Origin of the sequence: Paenibacillus sp. KS-LC4 (assembly GCF_036894955.1) — a bacterium.
Lineage (GTDB): Bacteria > Bacillota > Bacilli > Paenibacillales > Paenibacillaceae > Pristimantibacillus.
On record NZ_CP145905.1, the window covers coordinates 5,051,265 to 5,075,758 of the forward strand.

A 24,494-nucleotide genomic window follows, 5' to 3' on the forward strand; every position below is an offset into this window, starting at 1 on the left:
CCCTTTCAAGGTATGCGCAGGGTTTATCGACTTCAAAACGGCACCTTATGAGATTCCAGCTTCCGCTCAATAATGTGTTGGACGATGCCGCCAATCACGTTTGCGTTCTCTTCCACGTATTCAGGAGCAAACACCTGCTCGTGAACCCCGGCGAGCTCATATTCCTCATAATTTTGCAAGGTCGCTTCCTGCCATGACGGCCTATGTTCAAGCGCTCCGCGCTCTCTGGAGCCCTCCGCGATTAGCCCATGAATATTCGCCTGAACCGTGCCCGAGTGAATCAGCCTCGCTCCATATGTCAAATACGCCCGCACTTTGCGCTCCACGCGTTCGCGAATGAATGGGTTGTCGAGCAATTCTTTCTCCTCGCCCTCGGCAGGCTCCAGAATTTCCTTGATGTCACTTTCCACCTCGTCCATCGGCGTTTCGAATTGTTTATACGCAGAATCCAACATGATTAGGTCGGAGACGCGGCCGCCTCTCCTCTCTATCGCTTGGGCCACCTCATACATTAAATTGCCGCCTAGCGAATACCCCAGCAGCACATACGGCGAGCCATCCTGCACGCGGAGTATCTCTTCTACATAACGGTCTGGTATGTCCTTGAAGCCATCCGTGTCGTCTATAAAATCTATGGCGTAAAGCACGCAGCGGTCATCCAGCTTCTTCGCAAGCTCCATATAGCTTATGCCATATCCGCCCCCCGGAGGAAAGCAAAAGACGTTGATCGCTCCGTTCTCGTTGAGCTTCATAAAGCGATTGCCGCTATGTCCCTCCAGCCCGGATTGCCATATCTCATAAGCCATCGCTTCGACGGACGGATTCTGGAACATGCTGTGGAGTGAAATTTCGACTCCCATTGCGGCATAAACTTTTTGAATCATTTGCATAAGGCTTAAGGAATGCCCGCCAAGATCGAAGAAATTGTCCTTCACTCCGATCCTTTCCGTTCCAAGCACCTCTTGCCAAATGCGCACGAGCTGCTCCTCCAGCGCTGTACGAGGCGCGATGTATTCCGTACCGGTATTCACGCTTCCCTCCGGCGCAGGCAGCGCCTTGCGGTCCGTCTTCCCGTTCGCCGTCAGCGGCATTTTCTCCAGCTGTACGAAGTACGACGGAATCATGTACCCCGGCATCTCCTGCAGCAGCCTTCCTCTTAGCTCGCTCACCGTCAGCAGCTTGTCCGCTACTACGTACGCGCACAGCTGCTTCTCGCCGCTTTCATCCTCCCGCGCCATGACCATCGCTTCCCGCACGGACTCCACCTTCAACAGCTGCGCTTCCACTTCCCCAAGCTCGATTCGGTACCCGCGTATTTTCACTTGATGGTCGATCCGTCCCATGTATTCGATGTTGCCGTCCGGCAGCCATCTCGCCAAATCCCCTGACCGGTACATCCGCTCGCCTGGCGCAAACGGATCGTCCACGAATTTCTCCGCTGTCAGCTCGGGGCGGTTCAAGTAACCGCGCGCCAGACCTTCTCCGGCTACATACATCTCTCCTGCCACTCCCGCTGGCACGCATCGGCGCTTCCCATCCAGCACGTACACCTTCAGCGTCGGGATCGGTCTTCCGATATTGCTTCTTCCCTCGGCGATTTCCACCTCGGTAATTTCCTTGTAGGTCACGTGTACCGTCGTTTCGGTGATCCCATACATATTGATCAGCTGCGTATTCGGGTACCTCTTCCTCCACGCCTTCAGCTGCTGCGGCGCCAGCGCCTCTCCTCCGAAGATGACCTTTCGAAGGCTCAGCGTTTGCCCGCTCTCCGCCAGCGCTTCGCGAAGCAGCTGGTAGAAATACGTCGGCGTCTGGTTCAGAATCGTCACGCCTCGCTCCTTCAGCAGCTGCAAAAACTGTCCCGGCTGCTTCGCCGTCATCGGCGGCACAATGACCAGCTTGCCTCCGTACAGCAGCGCTCCGTACATTTCCCACACTGAGAAGTCGAAGCAGAACGAGTGGAACAAGGTCCATGTATCGGATGCGCCGAAGTCGAACTGGTTTTTGCTGTTGAACAGCAGCCGCACGACGTTTTTATGCTCGATCAAGGTGCCTTTCGGCTTGCCTGTCGTTCCCGAGGTATAGATCACGTAAGCCAAATCGTTCGGCTCGTTAACCGAGGCGAGGCTCGTGCCGTCCGCTGCGTAGGTCTGCTCGTCATCCAGCAGCAGGCAGACGCCCGCAAACGTCACTTTGTCACGCAAATGCGCTTGCAGCAGCAGCACGCCGACTCCTGAATCGTCCAGCATGTAGCGAATACGCTCCTCTGGATATTCCGGATCAATCGGCACATACGCCCCGCCCGCCTTCAGAATGGCGAGAATCCCGATCACCATGGAAGGAGAACGTTCAGCCATAATGCCCACCAGCTGATCCGCCCCTACGCCTTGGCTGCGCAGAGTACGCGCCAGACGGTTCGCCCGCTCATTCAGCTCGCGGTACGTCAGACGCTCGTCCTCGTACTCGACCGCGACCGCATCCGCATGACGCTCCGCCTGCTCCTCGAACAACATGTGAATCGTCTTCTCTCTCGGGTAATCCGCTTCCGTATCGTTGAATACAGTAACAATCTCATGCTTCTCGGCTTCAGACAGGATGTCCGCTCTATCAACGGCAAGATCCGGCTCGAACAAAATGCCAGAAAGAAGCCGAATGTAATGATCGGTCACCTTGACCATAAAATCTTGGTCGTATCGAGTGGAGTCGAAGCTTAGATTCAATACGATAGAGCCCTTCTTCAATTCGAATTGAAACAAGCTGTCGGTCCAAGCTTTGTTCTTCCCGGCATCCATATGTATGTTTGCAAACGAGACCACTGTTGGGACAATGGGCTCGCCAAGCGAATTGTACTCTACATTCATAGGCCGAACCATTTTTCGAAACGGAATATTCTGATGCTCTATCGCTCCGCTGACAGACGATTTGATTTGGCCCAGCAGCGTTCTTATCGTGCTCTCACCATTCACCCTGGTTTTAATCAAAAGAACTTCTTGGCTCAGCAGATTTCCATCATCGGGCTCGCTGTAAGCGGGCATGCCCACAATTGTATGTTCTTGGTGAGTATAGGTGTAGAGCAACCCATTGACCCCAGCAAGTACGATCAAATAGACGGCCATGTCCGATCCATTCGCCAGCGAAAGAATTTTCGCCGATAGCTCCGGCGGCAGCGTGCGGCAGATTACACCTATGTTGGATGCAGCATTCACGCTCGCTCCGTTATTGACGGGGCTGCTGTACGGCAAAAAGCTCATACTATCTTCGGCGTCAAATATGTCGTTCCAATAGGCCTCTTCCCTCTCAAACACCGACTTCATTATTATCCCTCCCCATACTGATGTCAGACAAAACCCGGATTGTGTGCCCCCAGAACAAAGCGGGCACACAATCTTTCGGGTATATTTCGGGTGTAGACGGTGCATTTCTTCAGTTCTTTCTAAAATGCAAATTCAATATCCTCCAAGGAGCCCCTGCGGCTTGCCGAAGGTGCATGACATTGGATTTGGTTTAATGGGATGTTCGGGTCTTCACAAATCTGCGACAACACGTACAGGAAATCCTTCAACATTTTATGGATCATCGCCGGCTTGAACAGCTTAGCGCAGTACTGGAAGCCGCCCGTGATAACTCCGTTATCTTCCGCTACAAACAATGAAAGATCGAATTTCGCATCATTCGTATGGTCAAGAACGTACGGGGTCAAGTGCAGCGCTTCAAACCGGGCCTCGCGCTCCTCGGTATTTTGCATGACAAACATCGTGTCAAACACCGGATTGCGACTTGCGTCCCGTTGCACATTCAGCCTTTCTACAAGCTCTTCGAAAGGATAGTCTTGATGATCGAATGCACCCAAGGTCGTTTCTTTGACTTCTTCTAGGAAGGAAGCAAACGTCTTGTCTCCCGCCGGATAATTGCGGAGGGCAAGCGTGTTGACAAACATCCCGAGCAGCGGCTCCAAATCCGGATGTGTTCTTCCTGCGACAGGCGTCCCCACAATGATGTCTGCCTGGCCACTGTACCGGGAAAGCAGCACGTTATAGGCGGATAGGAGAACCATATACAGCGTGCTTCCGCTTGTCGCCGCCAATTGGTTTAATTGCCGTGCAAGCTCGGAATCGACCTCGAATTCGACATGTGCTCCTTCAAAGCTTCGAACAGAAGGCCGTTCGTAATCCGTTGGTAAATCTGCAACAGGCAATTCCCCTGCGAACGCCTGCAGCCAATAGCCCTCCTGCTTATTCATGCGCTCGCGCTGCTCCTCGTGCTGCTGCCATACGGCAAAATCCTTGTATTGAATCCGCAAAGCGGGGAGCTCCTCGCCTGCATAGAGTCGGGACCATTCATCCACCAAAATCCCCATAGAGGCACCGTCGGAAATGATGTGATGCATGTCCACCATCAGCAGATGGCGCTCCGGCTCCAGCTCAACAAGTTCTACGCGCAGCAGAGACGGATGTCTTAAATCAAAGGTGCGGACGAAACCGCGGACAATGTCCTCGACCTCTTTTTCGTCAGCCTGACTGTACTCCACCTCAAATTCCACATTCGCGTGTACCCGCTGTACCGGTTCGCCGTGAACCATCTCAAAGCCGGTGCGCAAAATCTCATGCCGTGCGATCAGCTTCCTAAACGACTCTTCAAACTGTACGCGATTCAGCGGACCCTCAAGCGTCATGAATTCCGGCATGTTGTAGCTTTGTTCCGCGCCTTCCAGTTGATGCAAAATGTAAAGCCGCTTTTGCGCCGAGGATAGCGGGTAGTACGCCCTTTCCTCAACGGCCGGTATGGATGCATAGGTCATTTGCGCCATGCCCTTGATTGCTTTCGCCATCTCCTCAATGGTCGGAAGTCGGAATACGTCCCGCAGCGGCAAATTGATGTTCATCTCTTTGTAGAGCTGGCTTACCAATGCGGTCGCACGAAGGGAATGCCCGCCAAGATCGAAGAAATTGTCCTTCACTCCGATCCTTTCCGTTCCAAGCACCTCTTGCCAAATGCGCACGAGCTGCTCCTCCAGCGCTGTACGAGGCGCGATGTATTCCGCACCGGTATTCACGCTTCCCTCTGGCGCAGGCAGCGCCTTGCGGTCCGTCTTCCCGTTCGCCGTCAGCGGCATCTTCTCCAGCTGAACGAAGTACGACGGAATCATATACCCCGGCATCTCCTGCAACAGCCTTCCCCTTAGCTCGCTCACCGTCAGCAGCTTGTCCGCTACCACGTACGCGCACAGCTGCTTCTCGCCGTTTTCATCCTCCCGCGCCATGACCATCGCTTCCCGCACGGACTCCACCTTCAACAGCTGCGCTTCCACTTCCCCAAGCTCGATTCGGTACCCGCGTATTTTCACTTGATGGTCGATCCGTCCCATGTATTCGATGTTGCCGTCCGGCAGCCATCTCGCCAAATCCCCTGATCGGTACATTCGCTCGCCTGGCGCAAACGGATCGTCCACGAATTTCTCCGCTGTCAGCTCGGGGCGGTTCAAGTAACCGCGCGCCAGACCTTCTCCGGCTACATACATCTCTCCTGCCACTCCCGCTGGCACGCATCGGCGCTTCCCATCCAGAACGTACACCTTCAGCGTCGGGATCGGTCTTCCGATATTGCTTCTTCCCTCGGCGATTTCCACCTCGGTAATTTCCTTGTAGGTCACGTGTACCGTCGTTTCGGTGATCCCGTACATATTGATCAGCTGCGTATTCGGGTACCTCTTCCTCCACGCCTTCAGCTGCTGCGGCGCCAGCGCCTCTCCTCCGAAGATCACCTTTCGAAGGCTCAGCGTTTGCCCGCTCTCCGCCAGCGCTTCGCGAAGCAGCTGGTAGAAATACGTCGGCGTCTGGTTCAGAATCGTCACGCCTCGCTCCTTCAGCAGCTGCAAAAACTGTCCCGGCTGCTTCGCCGTCATCGGCGGCACAATGACCAGCTTGCCTCCGTACAGCAGCGCTCCGTACATTTCCCACACCGAGAAGTCGAAGCAGAACGAATGGAACAAGGTCCATGTATCGGATGCGCCGAAGTCGAACTGGTTTTTGCTGTTGAACAGCAGCCGCACGACGTTTTTATGCTCGATCAAGGTGCCTTTCGGCTTGCCCGTCGTTCCCGAGGTATAGATCACGTAAGCCAAATCGTTCGGCTCGTTAACCGAGGCGAGGCTCGTGCTGTCCGCTGCGTAGGTCTGCTCGTCATCCAGCAGCAGGCAGACGCCCGCAAACGTCGCTTTGTCCCGCAAATGCGCTTGCAGCAGCAGCACGCCGACTCCTGAATCGTCCAGCATGTAGCGAATACGCTCCTCTGGATATTCCGGATCAATCGGCACATACGCCCCGCCCGCCTTCAGAATGGCGAGAATCCCGATCACCATGGAAGGAGAACGTTCAGCCATAATGCCCACCAGCTGATCCGCCCCTACGCCTTGGCTGCGCAGAGTACGCGCCAGACGGTTCGCCCGCTCATTCAGCTCGCGGTACGTCAGACGCTCGTCCTCGTACTCGACCGCGACCGCATCCGCATGACGCTCCGCCTGCTCCTCGAACAACGCCTGAATCGTCTTCTCTCTCGGGTAATCCGCTTCCGTATCGTTGAAGGCGGTAAGCAATTGAATCCGCTCTTCCGCTGTCATCATATCCAGCGCTTCAAGGGTCGCCGATGGGGTCTGGATGACGGTCTCAATCAACCGGTCGAAGTGCTTCGCCAAACGTTCCACCGTTTCCCTTGTATATAACGCCGTCGTGTATTCGATGCCGCATACCAGCTTGTCAGCATCCTCTGCAATTTCCAGCGTCAGATCAAACTTCGCTACAGTCCGTTCGTTAGCGAAAGGTGCCAGGCGCAGCCCGTTGATCGCAAATTCTCCTTCTTCCACGTTTTGCATGACCAGAAGCGTGTCAAAAAGCGGATTGCGGCTTACGTCGCGAGACACTCGTACTTTTTCCACTAATTCCTCGAACGGGTAATCCTGGTGTTCATAGGCCTGCATGGTCGTTTCTTGTATTTCCGTCAGGAAGGAGCGGAATGATTTCTCCCCTGAAGGATAGCTGCGAATTGCCAGCGTGTTGACAAACATCCCGATCAGCGGCTCCAAATCGCCGTGACTTCTTCCAGCAATTGGCGAGCCTACGATGATGTCTTCTTGGCCGGAATATTTATGAAGCAGCGTGGTATAAAGGGCTAAAAGCACCATATACAACGTGGCCCCGGTTTCAGCGGCAAGCTGCCGCAAGGCTGCACTCTTCCGCGCGTCGATCACAAACTCGTACGTGTCTCCTTTGAAGCTGCGGAATACAGGACGAGAGAAATCCGTCGGCATCTCGAGCACCGGAAGCTCTCCGCTGAACTGCTCCAGCCAGTACGCCTCCTGACGCTTCATCCTATCCTTCTGCGACTCGGACTGCTGCCACACGGCATAATCCTTGTACTGAATGCGCAGAGGTGACAGTTCTTCTCCGCCGTACAAGCGGACAAACTCCGCAACCAATATCTCCATCGACACGCCATCCGAGATAATATGATGCATGTCGAACAACAGAATGTGGCGGCTTTGCTCCAACTCGATCAATCCGACCCGCAGCAGCGGAGGCTTCGTAAGGTCAAACGACCGGACAAATTCGCGCACGAGCTCGTCGGCTTCCCGTTCGTTAGCGACCTGCTTGTACTCCACCGCAAAATCCACCTGCGCGTATATCCGCTGTACCGGCTCGCCGTCTACTAGCTCAAACCCAGTGCGCAGTGACTCATGACGCGCAATCAGAGCGCGGAATGCCGCTTCAAAACGGGCCCGGTCGAGTGCCCCTTCTAGCAGCATCGCTCCCGGCATGTTATAGCTTTGCTCGGCTTCTTCCATCTGGTGCAAAATGTACATCCGTTTCTGTGTGGAGGATAAAGGATAATACTCCTGATCCTTAGCCGCCGGAATGGAGGCATATTGCCGCTGCTCCATCCGCTTGATCGCTTCGGCCATTTCCTCGACCGTCGCGTAGCGGAATACGTCCCGCAGCGGCAGCTCCACGTTCAGCTCCTTGTGAATTTTGCTGACCAGTGTGGTTGCCCGCAAGGAGTGACCCCCGAGGTCAAAGAAATTGGCTCGAACGCCAACCCGCTCAGCCCCGAGCACCTCCTGCCAGATGCCTGCCAGCTTCGCCTCCAGCGCTGTCCGTGGCGCCACATGCTCCACGCCGCTCTGTCCGCCTTCCGGCGCTGGCAGCGCCTTGCGGTCGATTTTGCCGTTCGCCGTGAGCGGCAGCCTCTCCAGCTGCACAAAGTACGACGGGATCATGTACCCCGGCAGCTCCTGCGACAGCGCTGCTCTCAGCTCGCTTGCCTTCCGCTCATGGTCCGCCGTGTAGTACGCGCACAGGGCTTTCTCCCCGCCTGCGTCCTCTCGCACCACCACGACCGCTTCTCCTATGCCTTCTGCTTTCAGCAGCTGCGACTCGATCTCCCCGATCTCGATCCGGTAGCCCCGGATTTTCGCCTGATGGTCGATCCGGCCGATAAAGTCCACGTTCCCGTCCGGCATCCAGCGTGCCAGATCACCCGTTCGGTACAACCGCTCCCTCGCTTCGAACGGGCTAGGCACAAACTTCTCCGCCGTCAGCTCCGGTTGATTCCAGTAGCCGCGGGCCACGCCCGCTCCTCCGATGCACAACTCGCCCAGCACGCCCACCGGCACCGGATTCAGATGCGCATCGACGATTGCAAACCGTGCGTTCAGCCACGCCTTGCCGATCGGCACGTTGCCTGCTTCCGGTAGCTGCTCCAATGGCTCCTCGTAGTAGCTCGAGTCAATCGCCGCTTCCGTCACGCCGTACGCGTTGATGATGCGGATCTGCTCGCCGTACCTCTCCTGCAGCTCGCGGTAATCCCCCACGCTGCAGCTGTCCGAGCTCGTAATCAGCAGTCGCATCGAGGGAAGCGACAGCTCCTGCTCGGTGATATACGCCATGAACGGTACGATGAGCGCCGGTGTCGATTCGAAGATTGTAATCTCGCATTCCCGTATCCAGCTGTACAGCCGGGCAGGGTCGATCCGGTCGTCCTTTGGACAAATGACCATCGTTCCCCCGTTGTACAGCGTCCGCGCTATATCCCCCACGAACACGTCGAAGGAGAAGCTCGCTAATTGCAGCAGCCGGACGGGGAACTCGTTCAGGCGGTATTCCCGGCGATAGCCATCCGCCGTATTCACCAAACTGCGGTGCTCAATCATGACGCCCTTCGGTCGCCCCGTTGTCCCCGACGTGTAGATGACATAGGCCAGATCACTCGGCTTGTTGACATGCGTCAAATTCATTCGGTTCGAATCGTTCGACGCGCCTTCGCGGTACAGCGCCTCATCATCCAAGCACAGCACGGTCTGCAACGTCTGCTCCTCCGCCAGCCACTCCCGCGTGCGCTCCTCCAGATGCGTCTGTGTCAACAGCACTTCCGCTCCGCTATCCGCCAGCATAAAACGGATGCGGTCGGCCGGGTAATCCGGATCGAGCGGCACATAGGCGCCTCCCGCCTTCCATACCGCCAGCGCCCCGACCAGCAGGTCCACCGACCGATCGGCCAAAATACCGACCAGCTGATCCGGCTTCACCCCTTGGGCTCGCAGGCTGCGCGCCAGAACGTTCGAACGCTCGTTCAGCTCGCGGTACGTCAGACGCGTCTCCTCGTACACCACCGCCGTCGCCTCCGGGCTTCGCTCCGCTTGCTCCTCAAACTGGTGATGGAAGGTTTTCTCCAGCAGCGGCGGCAAGGTCTCTGGATTGAATACGCGCTGAATTTGCTCCTGCTCCTCCGCCGTCAGCAGACCTAACGACGCGATTGTCGCGCCCGGATCATTCACGATCGCGGCGACCACTTGCTCGAAGTGCTTCGCTAACCGCTCTATCGTTTCTTGCTTGTACAGTGCGGTTGCATATTCGAGGGCACATTCCAGCCCGTCGCTGCCTTCCATAACGTCAAGGCTCAAGTCAAATTTCGCCATCCCGTAGTCACTCGGGAACGACGTCAAACGAAGCCCTTCGAGCGCAAATGCCTTGTTTTCAATATTTTGCAGCGAAAACATCGTTTCAAAGAGCGGACTACGGCTCAAGTCTCTGGTCAGCTGCAATTGCTCCACCAGTTCCTCGAACGGATAATCCTGGTGCTCGTAGGCTCCCAAGGTCGTTTCCTTCACTTCCGCCAAATACGACAGGAAGGTTTTGTCCCCCACCGGGTTATTGCGCAGCGCCAGTGTATTGACGAACATCCCGATCAAAGGCTGCAGGTCGCCATGCGTCCTTCCCGCGATGGGCGTGCCGACAATAATATCTTCCTGACCCGTATACTTTTGCAGCAAAATCGTATACGCCGCAAGCAACACCATGTACAGCGTCGCACCGTTTTCCGCCGCGATTCGCTTCAAGCCCTCGCTCTTCTCCGCATCCAGATGGAATTGCAGCGTATGCCCATCGTAGCGCTGCACGGCAGGACGCGCATAATCTGTCGGCAGCTCCAGCACCGGCAGTTCGCCGCTAAACTGGCTCAGCCAGTAGGCTCCCTGCTTGTTCAGGCGCTCGCGCTGCGCTTCGGATTGCTGCCATACTGCGTAATCCTTGTACTGGATTCGCAGCTCAGGCAGCTCCTCGCCGCCATACAGGCGGGCGAATTCTTCGACGAGGACATCCGTAGATACGCCATCCGAAATAATATGATGCATGTCCACGAGCAGGATATGGCGCTCTTCCGCCAGCTGGATCAAGCCGATCCGCAGGAGCGGCGGCTTCTTCAGATCGAACGCACGGATGAAGGCCCGCACCTTCTGTTCCGCCTCTTCCTCCCTTGCCTCCATGTAAGCCACGGCAAAATCCACCTCAGGATATACCCGTTGTACCGGTTCGCCGTTAACGATCTCGAACCCGGTGCGCAGCGTCTCATGGCGTGCGATCAGAGCGCGGAACACCGCCTCAAACCGTTCACGCGCAAGCGTCCCCTCCAGCAGCATCGCTCCCGGCATGTTGTAGCTTTGCTCCGCTCCTTCCAGCTGGTGCAAAATATAAAGCCGCTTCTGCGCCGACGATACCGGGTAATGCTCGCTTGCCTCCGTTCGAGGAATCGCTTCGTAGGCCTGCTGCGCCATCCCCTCGAGCACCTCCGCCATCTTCTCGACGGTAGCCGAGCGAAACACCTCTTTTAACGGCAGACTAACGTGCAATTCCTTGTGAATCCGACCCACCAGCGTCGTCGCGCGCAGCGAGTGGCCGCCAAGCTCGAAGAAATGATCGTGGACGCCGACCCTTTCCACGCCAAGCACGTCCTGCCAGATGAGTGCCAGCTTCGCTTCCAGCGGCGCTCTTGGCGCCACATAGTCCATCCCCGTCTGCATGCTTTCCTCCGGGGACGGAAGCGCTCGGCGATCCACCTTCCCGTTGGTCGTCAGCGGCATCTGCTCCAGCTGTACAAAGTACGTCGGGATCATATAGCCCGGAAGCTCTTGCGACAGCGTGTTTCGTAGCTCGCTTGCCGCAAGCTGGCCACCAGCTACGAAGTAGGCGCAGAGCTGCTTCTCCCCTTCGGCGGTTTCACGAACCACGACTGTCGCTTTCTCAATCGGCTCCACCTTGAGCAAATGCGATTCGATCTCGCCCAGCTCGATGCGGAAGCCGCGAATTTTCACCTGATCATCCATCCGGCCCACATACTCAATCGTGCCGTCTGGCAGCCATCTAGCTAGGTCGCCCGTTCGGTACATCCGCTCGCCTGGCGCAAACGGGTTGTCCACAAATTTCTCCGCCGTCAGCTCTGGACGGTTCAAGTAGCCTCGAACCAATCCTTCTCCTCCTACACACAGCTCCCCGGCTACTCCAATCGGCTGTAGCTTGTTACGTGCATCAACGATGTAGACCGTCGTGTTGCTGAGCGGCTGTCCAATTGGGATGTTCACAGCATCCTCGCTCACCTCATTCACGTCCAGCCAGGTTGTATAAACCGCGCTTTCCGACGGACCGTATGCATGCTTGAGCTTGCCGGGACCGATATAGCTGAGCGCTTTGCGGACGTGACTGACGGAAACCCGTTCGCCCCCGAACAAAATCACTCTTAGGTGGCGCAAGCAATGGACATTCACGTCCACAAGCACATTAAAGAAAGCTGTTGTAATGAGCATCACCGAAATGTGCTGCGTTTCGATTAGACCCGCCAATTGCTGGACGTCCAGCATCGTTTCTTTTGGCACCAGAACCAGTCTAGCTCCATTGGTTAAAGCCCCGAAAATATCAAAGGCCGACCCGTCGAAGGAGTAGCTGGACAACTGGAGCACATGGTCCTTATCTGTAATCTCAATATAGTTTGTATTCCGAACAATTCGCATCAGGTTGCGATGAGTGGTTAGATTGCCTTTCGGCTTGCCGGTCGTACCGGACGTGTAAATGACGCACACCAAGTCAGTCGCTTCGTTGCAGTGCTCCAGATTGGAGCCGTCGTCGCTGTACGATTGCTCATCGTCAAGGAAGACTAGTGTGCTCTGTGTCGGAATCCGCTCGCGCAGCTGGCGCTGTGCCAGCATCACATGCGCTCCCGAATCCTCGATCATGTAGCGGATGCGTTCTTCCGGATATTCCGGGTCGATCGCCACGTAGGCTCCTCCAGCTTTTAGAATCGCCAGCATACCTACGATCATTTCCATGGATCGCTCCGCCATCAGAGCCACCAAACGTTCCTCGCCGACTCCTTGGGAGCGCAGCGTCCTCGCCAGTCGATTGGCCCGCTCATTCAATTCACCGTAGGTCAACTGCCGCTCCTCAAACACAAGCGCCACTGCATCCGGGAGACGCTGCGCTTGTTCCTCAATCAGCTGGTGAAGCGTCTTCTCCCGTGGATACACCGTCGCCGTATTATTAAACTGCTCTACAATCTCGGCTTTCTCCCCGGCTGTCGCAAGCTCCAGTTCTCCTACAGCAGCGAGTGGATTTTCGACGATTTGTTCGAAGATGTAGACCAGATGCCCCTTCAACCGCTCCATTCCCGCCCGATCAAACACATTGGCATTGTAGTCCAGATGCAGTTGAATGTTGTCTCCCGGAAGCACCGTCAGTGTAAAGTCATAGTTCGTATGCTCTGCCATTTCAACATCCGCAATTGAAAGCTTTCCGCCGTCTTCATGTCCGGCCTGCTCCATCTGCTCATCGACCGGATAGTTTTCGAACGCCATAATATGGCTGATCAGATTCTGCTTTTGTGTGCTCTGCGCCTGTATTTCGTACAGCGGATAATAATCGTAACGACCAGATTCCAACGCCTGTTCCTGCAATCTTCCCATCACTTCGACAAAGCTCGTATCCGGTTCAGAAGTGACGCGCAGCGGGGTCGTATTAATAAATAGCCCGATCATCTCCTCAATCCCCGGAATTTCCGCTGGTCTTCCCGACACGACATGGCCGAATACCACATCACCAGTTCCGTTATATTTCTGCAAAATGATCCCCCATGCCGCTTGCATGAGCGTATTAACCGTCACCTGATGCCGCTTTGCAACACGGCTCATCCGTTCGCTCAGGCTGTTGCCCAAATCGCATACGATGCGCTCCAAGGCATACCCTGAGCTTCTTCCCTCCGTCTTGTCCTGCGGCAATAGGGTCTGCCCCTCGTAGCCTGATAAGTACTCGTTCCAATAGTGGGACGCCGCTTCCTTATCCTGCCGCTCCAGCCACTCAATATAATGGCTGTAGACTGGCGTTAGGCTCCGCTCCGCAGCGTCTTCCCGCTCTGGACCCTGTACGTAGGCGGCGTACGTTTCAAACAGCTCTTTCGTCAACTGCGGCAAGCACCAGCCGTCCATCAAAATGTGATGGAAGCTCCAGAGCACCTGGCAGCTTTCCTCTTCTGTACGAATGACCGTTACGCGTGCCAGCGCATCCCGCTGCAAATCAAATCCGCGAGCTTTATCGTCTTGCTCTAATTGGTCAATCTGCGCTTGCTGCTCAGACGCATCAAGAGCAGTAAGATCCTTGTAAGCAAATCCGATCCGCTTGTCTCGGAACACGATTTGCATCGGCTCCCCGTTCCAGCCGCTGTAGAAATTGGTCCGCAGTACGGCATGACGTACCGCCAGCTCCTCCCAGCTTTTCGCAAATGTTTCGATATTGAGCGTTCCTCGCAAGGTAAATCGCGCTTGCTCAAAATATGCGCTGGCATCCGGGTCCATGGCGCTGTGGAACCACATCCCCTTCTGCATAGGCGTAAGCGCATAGATGTTGTCAATCTGTCCGAGATGACGCGTTTGCTCCGCGAGCTGCTCCAGTTCCTCCAAGCTCAATCCCTTAAGCTGCACATCGTTTGGCGTCAGCTCCGCCTTATCCTTCGCCTCGCAATGAGCGATCAGTTCCCGCAGGCTCTCAAGCAGGAATGAAGCCAGCTCCTCCATCGTTTCCCTGCGATACTCCTTGCCGCTGTAGCCGAGGTCCAGCGTCAGCGAGCCGTCCGCGATCATTCCGTTAATGTCCAGCGCGTAGCTCCGGGCTTGCTTGCCGCTCCACTGCGCCCCACCTGCATACCGTGATATGCCAAGCTCGTTGTTTTGCAGATCTTGATCAAACTGACCCAAGTAGTTGAAGCTGATCTGCGGTGTCACTCTCCATACGTCTTCCTTCGCATGCTCCGACAAATACCGACATATGCCGTACCCGATCCCTTTACTTGGGATCTGACGCAGATCTTCCTTCGTCTTCTTGATCCGGTAGGACACATCCTTGCCTGGGTCCATCTCCAGCAATACCGGATACTTGCTTGTAAACCATCCCACGGTACGCGTAATATCAATATCCGGCAGGATGGATTCACGGCCGTGACCTTCCAGATTCACCAGCACCCGGTCATGACGGCTCCACCTCTGAATCGCCGTTCCCAGCGCCGTCAGCAAAATGTCGTTCATTTCGGTGTTATACGCTTTATGAACCTGCTTGAGCAGCAGCTCCGTTTCTGCCGCGCTCCACTGAATCGTGATCGTTTCGCTATCCTCCTGCAAGGAGAGCTCCGCTTCCTGATCCTTGGGCAGCGGCGGCACAACTGTTTGTGCAACGCGTTGCCAATAGGCCACTTCCTTGTCCATGGCCAAACTTTGCGCGTATGTCGAAAGCTGCCCTGACCAAGCACGATAAGAATCGGTCTTCGCCGGAAGACGAATCTCATCTCCCTTCACGGCTTGCTCATACCCAGCCGCGATATCCTCAAGCAGGATGCGCCACGATACGCCGTCGATGACGCCATGGTGTATCGCAATAAGCCAATGATCCCCATCCTCACCGTGGAATAACCCGGCTTTCACCAACGGGCCCGACTCCAGATTGATGCTGCTCTGAATGTCGCTTGCTTTGGCTTCGATCGCTTTTTCGTAAGCCGACGCTTCTATTCCCTTAAAGTCGACCTCTTCCAGACTGTAAAGCTCGCCTTCCTCCACTGCTCGGTTCCATGCTTTAACTCCGTTTTCCGTCTGACGGAAGACGATACGCAGCGCGTCGTGATGCTCAACGATTGTTTGAAGCACCTTGCGAATCGCCGCTTCGTTGAAGCCCTCCTTGCGATGAAGCATGACCGATTGGTTAAAGTGGTGAGGGTCGGCAAATTGCTGTTCAAAAAACCAGCGCTGGATTGGCGCTAACGCAACCTCTCCGGCCACCTCGCCCTGATCAGCCAGTCTGGCAATCGGCCTGATGTGCCGCCCCAGTTGGGCAACGGTCGGGTATTTGAACAAGTCGCGAATTTCCAGCTTGTAGCCAGCCTGATGCAGCCGTGACGAAACCTGAATCGACTTAATGGAATCGCCGCCAAGCTCGAAGAAATGATCCGTCACGCTGATGCGCTCCGCTCCAAGTACCGCCTTCCATACAGCCGCAAGCACTTTTTCCTCCTCGGTTCTAGGCGCGACATACTCACCGCCGGTGTGCACATTTCCTTCTGGAGCGGGCAGCGCCTTGCGGTCGATCTTCCCGCTCGCAGTGAGCGGCATCCGCTCCAGCTGCACAAAGTGGGACGGAATCATGTAGCCTGGCAGCTCCTGCGACAGCGTTAACCTCAGCTCGCTCACCGTAAGCTCACCGTGCGCCACAAAGTAGGCACAAAGCTGGTTTTGACCACTCTCGTCCTCGCGTGCAAGCACAATCGCTTCTTGAACATGCTCCACCTTCAAAAATTGCTCCTCAATCTCTCCAAGCTCGATGCGGTAACCGCGAATTTTCACCTGATGGTCGATCCGTCCCAAATATTCGATATTGCCGTCAGGCAGCCATCTAGTCAAGTCACCTGTTCGGTACATTCTCTCTCCCGGCGCGAACGGATTATCCACGAACTTCTCCGCCGTCAGCTCGGGGCGGTTCAAGTAGCCGCGGGCCAGCCCAACGCCCGCAATGCATAATTCGCCGGCCACGCCGACAGGCAGCGGTTGATTGTACGCATCCAAAATGTAGATCCGATGGTTCGCAATCGGACGGCCGATTGGCACAGACTTTTGCTCGAACACGCCTGACGGGGCTGCCCAAATCGACGTTACAATGGAGGCTTCGGTTGGGCCATAGGCATTGAAATACATCACCTTGTCCTTCCACTGGTTCACAAGCTCAACGGATACCGCCGAACCTCCTGTAATTAACTTCTTGAAGCTCGGCATATGCTCCGGATTCAGGTAGGTCACATAGGTAGGAGGCAGAATTGCCGCTGTAATCCCGTTTTCATTCATGTAGGCTTCGAACAATTGATAATCCAGAATCGTCGCAGCCGTCGGGATGTATAAGGTTGCTCCGAAGAACAAGGCTTTATAGATTTCCCAGCACGCCGCGTCGAAGGAGAGACTGGCGAATTGGACGACCCGGTCCCGATCGGTAATTCCCAAGGTGTTCTTAAACATCAGCTTCAGGCTGCAAAGCCCGTGGTGCTCTACCATAACCCCTTTGGGCTTGCCCGTTGTTCCTGACGTATAAATTACATAAGCCAAATGATTCGGCCCGACTACCGGCTCAAGATTCGAGCTATCCTCGCCGTATGACTGCTCGTCATCCACAATGACGTATTTTCCAGCAAAAGCCACGCGATCCCGAAGACGACTTTGCACCAGCATCAGCTTCGCACCGCAATCCTCTAGCATATAACGGATGCGTTCCTCCGGATATTCGGCATCAATTGGCACATAGGCGCCCCCGGCTTTTAAGACCGCGAGTATTCCGACGATCATCTCCAAGGATCGCTCCAGCATAATGCCGACCGGCTCGTCCGCCTGCACGCCCTCCGCTCTCAATGTCCGCGCCAGCCGATTGGCCCGTTCGTTCAACTCCCTATACGAAAGCTGATTGCCCTCAAATACGACAGCCGCATGATCCGGCGTGCGCTCTGCCTGCTCCTCGATCAATTGATGGATAGTGGCCCCGGCCGGATAAGCCGCCGCCGTCTTGTTGAACACGCGGTGAAGCTGGTTCTCTTCTTGCGCCGTCAGCATACCGAGCATCGCAATGGTCGCTTCTGGAGAAGACACAATAGCTTCGAGCAGTTGCTCATAGTGCTTGGCCACCCGCTCAATCGTTTCCCGTTTATATAAGGAGGTGGCGTATTCCAAGCTGCACGCCAAACCGTCATTCCCCTCCGTTACATCCAAAATCAGGTCGAATTTTGCCACCGTATACTCGCTCGGGTACGGCTTAAGATGAAGACCTTCGAGAGCGAGCTCCTTGTTTTCCGTGTTTTGCAGAGCAAACATCGTGTCAAAGAGTGGGTTGCGGCTTAAATCGCGGGTCACCTGTAATTTTTCCACCAGCTCCTCGAAGGGGTAATCCTGATGCTCGTAAGCCCCGAAGGTAGCTTCCTTGACTTCCTTCAGATACGAAAGGAACGGCTTGCCCCCGGCCGGAGCTATGCGAATGGCTAACGTATTGACGAACATTCCGATCAGCGGCTGCAAATCTTCGTGGGTTCTGCCTGCAATCGGCGTGCCGACAATGATGTCCTCTTGCCCCGTATACTTTTGCAGTAAAACGGTATAGGCCGCAAGCAACACCATGTACAGCGTCGCTCCATTTTCCGCTGCCATTTGCTTCAAGCCCTCGACCTTTTGCGCAGCGATCTGGAAATGAAGCGTGTTCCCATTAAACCGCTGTACCGCAGGGCGCACGTAATCAAGCGGCATTTCCAATACGGGCAGATCCCCGCCTAGCTGCTCCAGCCAGTAGACTTCCTGCTGCTTTATTCGCTCCTTCTGCGACTCGGATTGCTGCCACACAGCATAATCCTTGTACTGAATGTGCAGAGGCGGCAATTGCTCCCCGCCATACAAGGAGATAAACTCCCCTACCAGAACATCTGTCGAGATTCCGTCAGAGATAATATGATGCATATCGAACAGCAGAATGTGACGGCTTTGCTCCAGCTCGATTAATCCGACTCGCAGCAGCGGAGGACTCGTAAGGTCAAACGGCCGGACAAATTCGCGCACGAGTTCGTCGGCTTCCCCTTCGTTGGCTGCCTGCTTGTACTCCACCGCAAAATCCACCTGCGGGTATATCCGCTGCAAAGGCTCGCCGTCTACCAGCTCAAAACCGGTGCGCAGCGTCTCATGACGCGCAATCAGAGCCCGGAATGCCGCTTCGAAACGCGCCCCGTCGAGTACCCCTTCGAGCAGCATCGCTCCAGGCATGTTATAGCTCTGTTCAACCTCCGCCATCTGGCGTAAAATATACAGCCGTTTCTGCGCCGAAGACATCGGGTAATAATCGCTTTCTTCCGCCGCAGGAATGGAGACGTGCTCCGCTTGCTCCATCCGCTTGATCGCTTCGGCCATTTCCTCAACCGTCGCGTAGCGGAATACGTCCCGCAGCGGCAGCTCCACGTTCAGCTCCTTGTGAATTTTGCTGACCAGCGTGGTTGCCCGCAAGGAGTGACCCCCGAGGTCAAAGAAATTGGCTCGAACGCCAACCCGCTCGGCCCCGAGCACCTCCTGCCAGATGCCTGCCAGCTTCGCCTCCAGCGCTGTCCGTGGCGCCACATGCTCCACGCCGCTCTGTCCGCCTTCCGGCGCCGGCAGCGCCTTGCGGTCGATTTTGCCGTTCGCCGTGAGCGGCAGCCTCTCCAACTGCACAAAGTACGACGGGATCATGTACCCCGGCAGCTCCTGCGACAGCGCTGCTCTCAGCTCGCTTGCCTTCCGCTCATGGTCCGCCGTGTAGTACGCGCACAGGGCTTTCTCCCCGCCTGCGTCCTCTCGCACCACCACGACCGCTTCTCCTATGCCTTCTGCTTTCAGCAACTGCGACTCGATCTCCCCGATCTCGATCCGATACCCCCGGATTTTCGCCTGATGGTCGATCCGGCCAATAAAGTCCACGTTCCCGTCCGGCATCCAGCGTGCCAGATCACCCGTTCGGTACAACCGCTCCTTCGCTTCGAACGGGCTCGGCACAAACTTCTCCGCCGTCAGCTCCGGTTGATTCCAGTAGCCGCGGGCCACGCCCGCTCCCCCGATGCACAACTCGCCCAGCACGCCCACCGGCACCGGATTCAGATGCGCATCGACGATTGCAAACCGTGCGTTCAGCCACGCCTTGCCGATCGGCACGTTGCCTGCTTCCGGTAGCTGCTCCAATGGCTCCTCGTAGTAGCTCGAGTCAATCGCCGCTTCCGTCACGCCGTACGCGTTGATGATGCGGATCTGCTCGCCGTACCTCTCCTGCAGCTCGCGGTAATCCCCCACGCTGCAGCTGTCCGAGCTCGTAATCAGCAGTCGCATCGAGGGAAGCGACAGCTCCTGCTCGGTGATATACGCCATGAACGGTACGATGAGCGCCGGTGTCGATTCGAAGATCGTAATCTCGCATTCCCGTATCCAGCTGTACAGCCGGGCAGGGTCGATCCGGTCGTCCTTCGGACAAATGACCATCGTTCCCCCGTTGTACAGCGTCCGCGCTATATCCCCCACGAACACGTCGAAGGAGAAGCTCGCTAATTGCAGCAGCCGGACGGGGAACTCGTTCAGGCGGTATTCCCGGCGATAGCCATCTGCCGTATTCACCAAACTGCGGTGCTCAATCATGACGCCCTTCGGTCGCCCCGTTGTCCCCGACGTGTAGATGACATAGGCCAGATCACTCGGCTTGTTGACATGCGTCAAATTCATCCGACTCAGGTCGTTCGACGCGCCTTCGTTATAAAGCGCCTCATCATCCAAGCACAGCACGGTCTGCAACGTCTGCTCCTCCGCCAGCCACTCCCGCGTGCGCTCCTCCAGATGCGTCTGTGTCAGCAGCACTTCCGCTCCGCTATCCGCCAGCATAAAACGGATGCGGTCGGCCGGGTAATCCGGATCGAGCGGCACATAGGCGCCTCCCGCCTTCCATACCGCCAGCGCCCCGACCAGCAGGTCCACTGACCGATCGGCCAAAATACCGACCAGCTGATCCGGCTTCACCCCTTGGGCTCGCAGGCTACGCGCCAGAACGTTCGAACGCTCGTTCAGCTCGCGGTACGTCAGCCGCGTCTCCTCGTACACCACCGCCGTCGCCTCTGGGCTTCGCTCCGCTTGCTCCTCAAACTGGTGATGGAAGGTTTTCTCCAGCAGCGGCGGCGCGGTCTCGGGATTGAATACGCGCTGAATTTGCTCCTGCTCCTCCGCCGTCAGCAGGCCTAACGACGCGATTGTCGCGCCCGGATCATTCACGATCGCGGCCACCACTTGCTCGAAGTGCTTCGCCAAACGCTCTGCCGTTTCTTGCTTGTACAACGCGGTTGCATATTCGAGGGCACATTCCAAACCGCCCTTGCCTTCCATAACGTCAAGGCTCAAGTCAAATTTCGCCATCCCGTAGTCACTCGGGAACGACGTCAAACGAAGCCCTTCGAGCGCAAATGCCTTGTTTTCAATATTTTGCAGCGAAAACATCGTTTCAAAGAGCGGACTACGGCTTAAGTCTCTGGTCAACTGCAATTGCTCCACCAGTTCCTCAAACGGATAATCCTGGTGCTCGTAGGCTCCCAAGGTCGTTTCCTTCACTTCCGCCAAATACGACAGGAAGGTTTTGTCTCCCACCGGGTTATTGCGCAGCGCCAGTGTATTGACGAACATCCCGATCAAAGGCTGCAGGTCGCCATGCGTCCTTCCCGCGATTGGCGTACCGACGACAATATCTTCCTGACCCGTATACTTTTGCAGCAGAATCGTATACGCCGCAAGCAACACCATGTACAGCGTCGCACCGTTTTCCGCCGCGATTCGCTTCAAGCCCTCGCTCTTCTCCGCATCCAGATGGAATTGCAGCGTATGCCCATCGTAGCGCTGCACGGCAGGACGCGCATAATCCGTCGGCAGCTCCAGCACCGGCAGTTCGCCGCTAAACTGGCTCAGCCAGTAGGCTCCCTGCTTGTTCAAACGCTCGCGCTGCGCTTCGGATTGCTGCCATACTGCGTAATCCTTGTACTGGATTCGCAGCTCAGGCAGCTCCTCGCCGCCATACAGGCGGGCGAATTCTTCGACGAGGACATCCGTAGATACGCCATCCGAAATAATATGATGCATGTCCACGAGCAGGATATGGCGCTCTTCCGCCAGCTGGATCAAGCCGATCCGCAGGAGCGGCGGCTTCTTCAGATCGAACGCACGGATGAAGGCCCGCACCTTCTGTTCCGCCTCTTCCTCCCTTGCCTCCATGTAAGCCACGGCAAAATCCACCTCAGGATATACCCGTTGTACCGGTTCGCCGTTAACGATCTCGAACCCGGTGCGCAGCGTCTCATGACGTGCGATCAGAGCGCGGAACACCGCTTCAAACCGTTCACGCGCAAGCGTCCCCTCCAGCAGCATCGCTCCCGGCATGTTGTAGCTTTGCTCCGCTCCTTCCAGCTGGTGCAAAATATAAAGCCGCTTCTGCGCCGACGATACCGGGTAATGCTCGCTTGCCTCCGTTCGAGGAATCGCTTCGTAGGCCTGCTGCGCCATCCCCTCGAGCACCTCCGCCATCTTCTCGACGGTAGCCGAGCGAAACACCTCTTTTAACGGCAGACTAACGTGCAATTCCTTGTGAATCCGGCCCACCAGCGTCGTCGCGCGCAGCGAGTGGCCGCCAAGCTCGAAGAAATGATCGTGAACGCCGACCCTTTCCACGCCAAGCACGTCCTGCCAGATGAGTGCCAGCTTCGCTTCCAGCGGCGTTCTTGGCGCCACATAGTCCATCCCCGTCTGCATGCTTTCCTCCGGGGACGGAAGCGCTCGGCGATCCACCTTCCCGTTGGTCGTCAGCGGCATCTGCTCCAGCTGTACAAAGTACGTCGGGATCATATAGCCCGGAAGCTCTTGCGACAGCGTGTTTCGTAGCTCGCTTGCCGCAAGCTGGCCGCCAGCTACGAAGTAGGCGCAGAGCTGCTTCTCCCCTTCGGCGGTTTCACGAACCACGACTGTCGCTTTCTCAATCGGCTCCACCTTGAGCAAATGCGATTCGATCTCGCCCAGCTCGATGCGGAAGCCGCGAATTTTCACCTGATCATCCATCCGGCCCACATACTCAATGGTGCCGTCTGGCAGCCATCTAGCTAGGTCGCCCGTTCGGTACATCCGCTCGCCTGGCGCAAACGGGTTGTCCGCAAACTTCTCCGCCGTCAGCTCTGGACGGTTCAAGTAGCCTCTGGCCAGTCCGTCGCCAGCCACACACAGCTCCCCGGCTACTCCAATCGGCTGCGGCTTGTTCTGTTCGTCGACGATGTAGATCGCTGTATTGCTGATCGGCTGCCCGATCGGAATCGTGATCGCATCCTCTTGCACTTCGTTCACATCGTGGCAGGTCGCAAATACCGTGCTCTCCGTCGGTCCATACACATGCTTGATTTTGCCCGGTCCAAGATGCTTAAGCGCTTTTCGCACATGGTTGACGGAAACCCGTTCTCCGCCGAACAAAACAGCACGAATGTAGCGCAGACAATCCGGTTTCATGTCTACGAGCACATTGAAAAATGCGGTGGTAATAAACATCACCGAAATTTGCTGCCGTTCGATCAGGCCAGCCAAGTTTCCTACATCCAGCATCGTTTCCTTGGGAACAAGAATCAGCCTGGCTCCATTTAATAGCGCTCCGAAAATATCGAACGTCGATCCGTCGAAGGAATAGCTTGATAATTGCAGCACGCTGTCCTTATCGGTCACGTTTATGTAGTTGGTGTTGCGCACAACACGAACGATGTTGCGATGGGTCGTCAAATTTCCCTTCGGCTTGCCGGTCGTGCCGGATGTATAAATGACATAGGTCAGATGCTCCGGCTCGTTGACATTTTCCAGATTGGAGCTATTATCGTCATAAGATGCTTCATCATCCAGCTCGATCCATGTACCGCCAAAGGATGCCCGTGTTTGCAAACCACGCTGAGCCAACAGCACCTGCACTCCCGAATCCTCCAGCATGTAGTGAATGCGCTCCTCTGGATACTCCGGATCAATCGGCACATAAGCCCCGCCAGCTTTCAAGATCGCCATAATTCCAACGATCATCTCCAGCGAGCGCTCTGCCATCAGACCGACAAGCTCGTCCGCCTGCACTCCGCTTGCGCGCAATGTCCGAGCCAGCCGGTTCGACCGTTCATTCAGCTCCCGGTAGGTCAAATGCTCCTGCTCATAAACGACCGCCACCGCTTCTGGGATTCGCTCCGCCTGCTCCTCAAACAACTGATGGAGCGTGCGTTCACGCGGGTACTCCGTGCTGGTTTCGTTGAAGGCGTGAAGCAATTGCTGCTTCTCAGATTCAAACAACATATCTACTTGACGAATTTCAAGCTCGGGCGAAGAGAGAACGATCGAATACAGCCGTTGCAGGTGGTCTAAAGCCTGAGTCATAAACGATGCATGATACAAATTCTCGTTATACTCAAGCTGGTAACGAACTAGGCCGTTCTCAATTGAGAACTGCAATGAAATATCTGTCATCACATGCTGACTGACATCAGCCGTGTGGATTTCCTTCAAAGAGACGAGGGTGTTGACTACAGGAACTCCGTCGATATATTCAAGCTCCAGCCGTTCTGTCATTTTTCGGAACGGTATGTTCTGATGCTTGATCGCTTCCGTCAATGAAAGCTTTACTTGGTTCAATAGAGCCTTAAAGGTTTGCTCCGCGCTGAATTTATCCTTGAGCATGACAACAGGGCTGATATGCCCCGCGGTTTCGTTCGACTTGCTGACAACCGGCATGCCGAGCAGGATATGCTGCTCGTTGGTATATTTGTAAAGGAGGCATTGCACTCCCGTTATTAGAACCATGTATGTAGCCAAGCCGGAGCCTTTGCTTAACTGAATAATCTGTTGCGATACATCCGCAGACAGCGCGCCAGCAATCGTCTGAATTTTCGCTGCAGCGTTATTTGGCGATTTGTTATAGGGTAGCTTCGTAGGTGTAACGTCTTCACCATCAAATTTTCCATTCCAAAAAAGGGCTTCCTTATCAAATGCCACTTTCATCGTCTCCTTCTCTACCCGAAAAAGTCTGGTTGTACCATGCTTACATTCGCCGTATGTGTGCGCTATG

General features: G+C 55.8%; 2 protein-coding genes. Both read right to left on the reverse strand.

What is annotated here, in order from left to right:
* Positions 1-32: 32 nt before the first annotated feature.
* Entirely contained in the window at positions 33-3,314 is a 3,282-nt protein-coding gene (locus V5J77_RS21465; protein WP_338552861.1) for an amino acid adenylation domain-containing protein, read from the reverse strand.
* Between the two features lie 119 nt (positions 3,315-3,433).
* A complete protein-coding gene (locus V5J77_RS21470; RefSeq protein ID WP_338552863.1) occupies positions 3,434-24,421 on the reverse strand; it encodes a non-ribosomal peptide synthase/polyketide synthase in 20,988 nt (6,995 codons plus the stop codon).
* Between the last annotated feature and the right edge of the window lie 73 nt (positions 24,422-24,494).

Bases quoted from the DNA above. Each gene is read 5' to 3' on its own strand.
- V5J77_RS21465 (WP_338552861.1), bottom strand. From the start codon at position 3,314: ATGAAGTCGGTGTTTGAGAGGGAAGAGGCCTATTGGAACGACATATTT.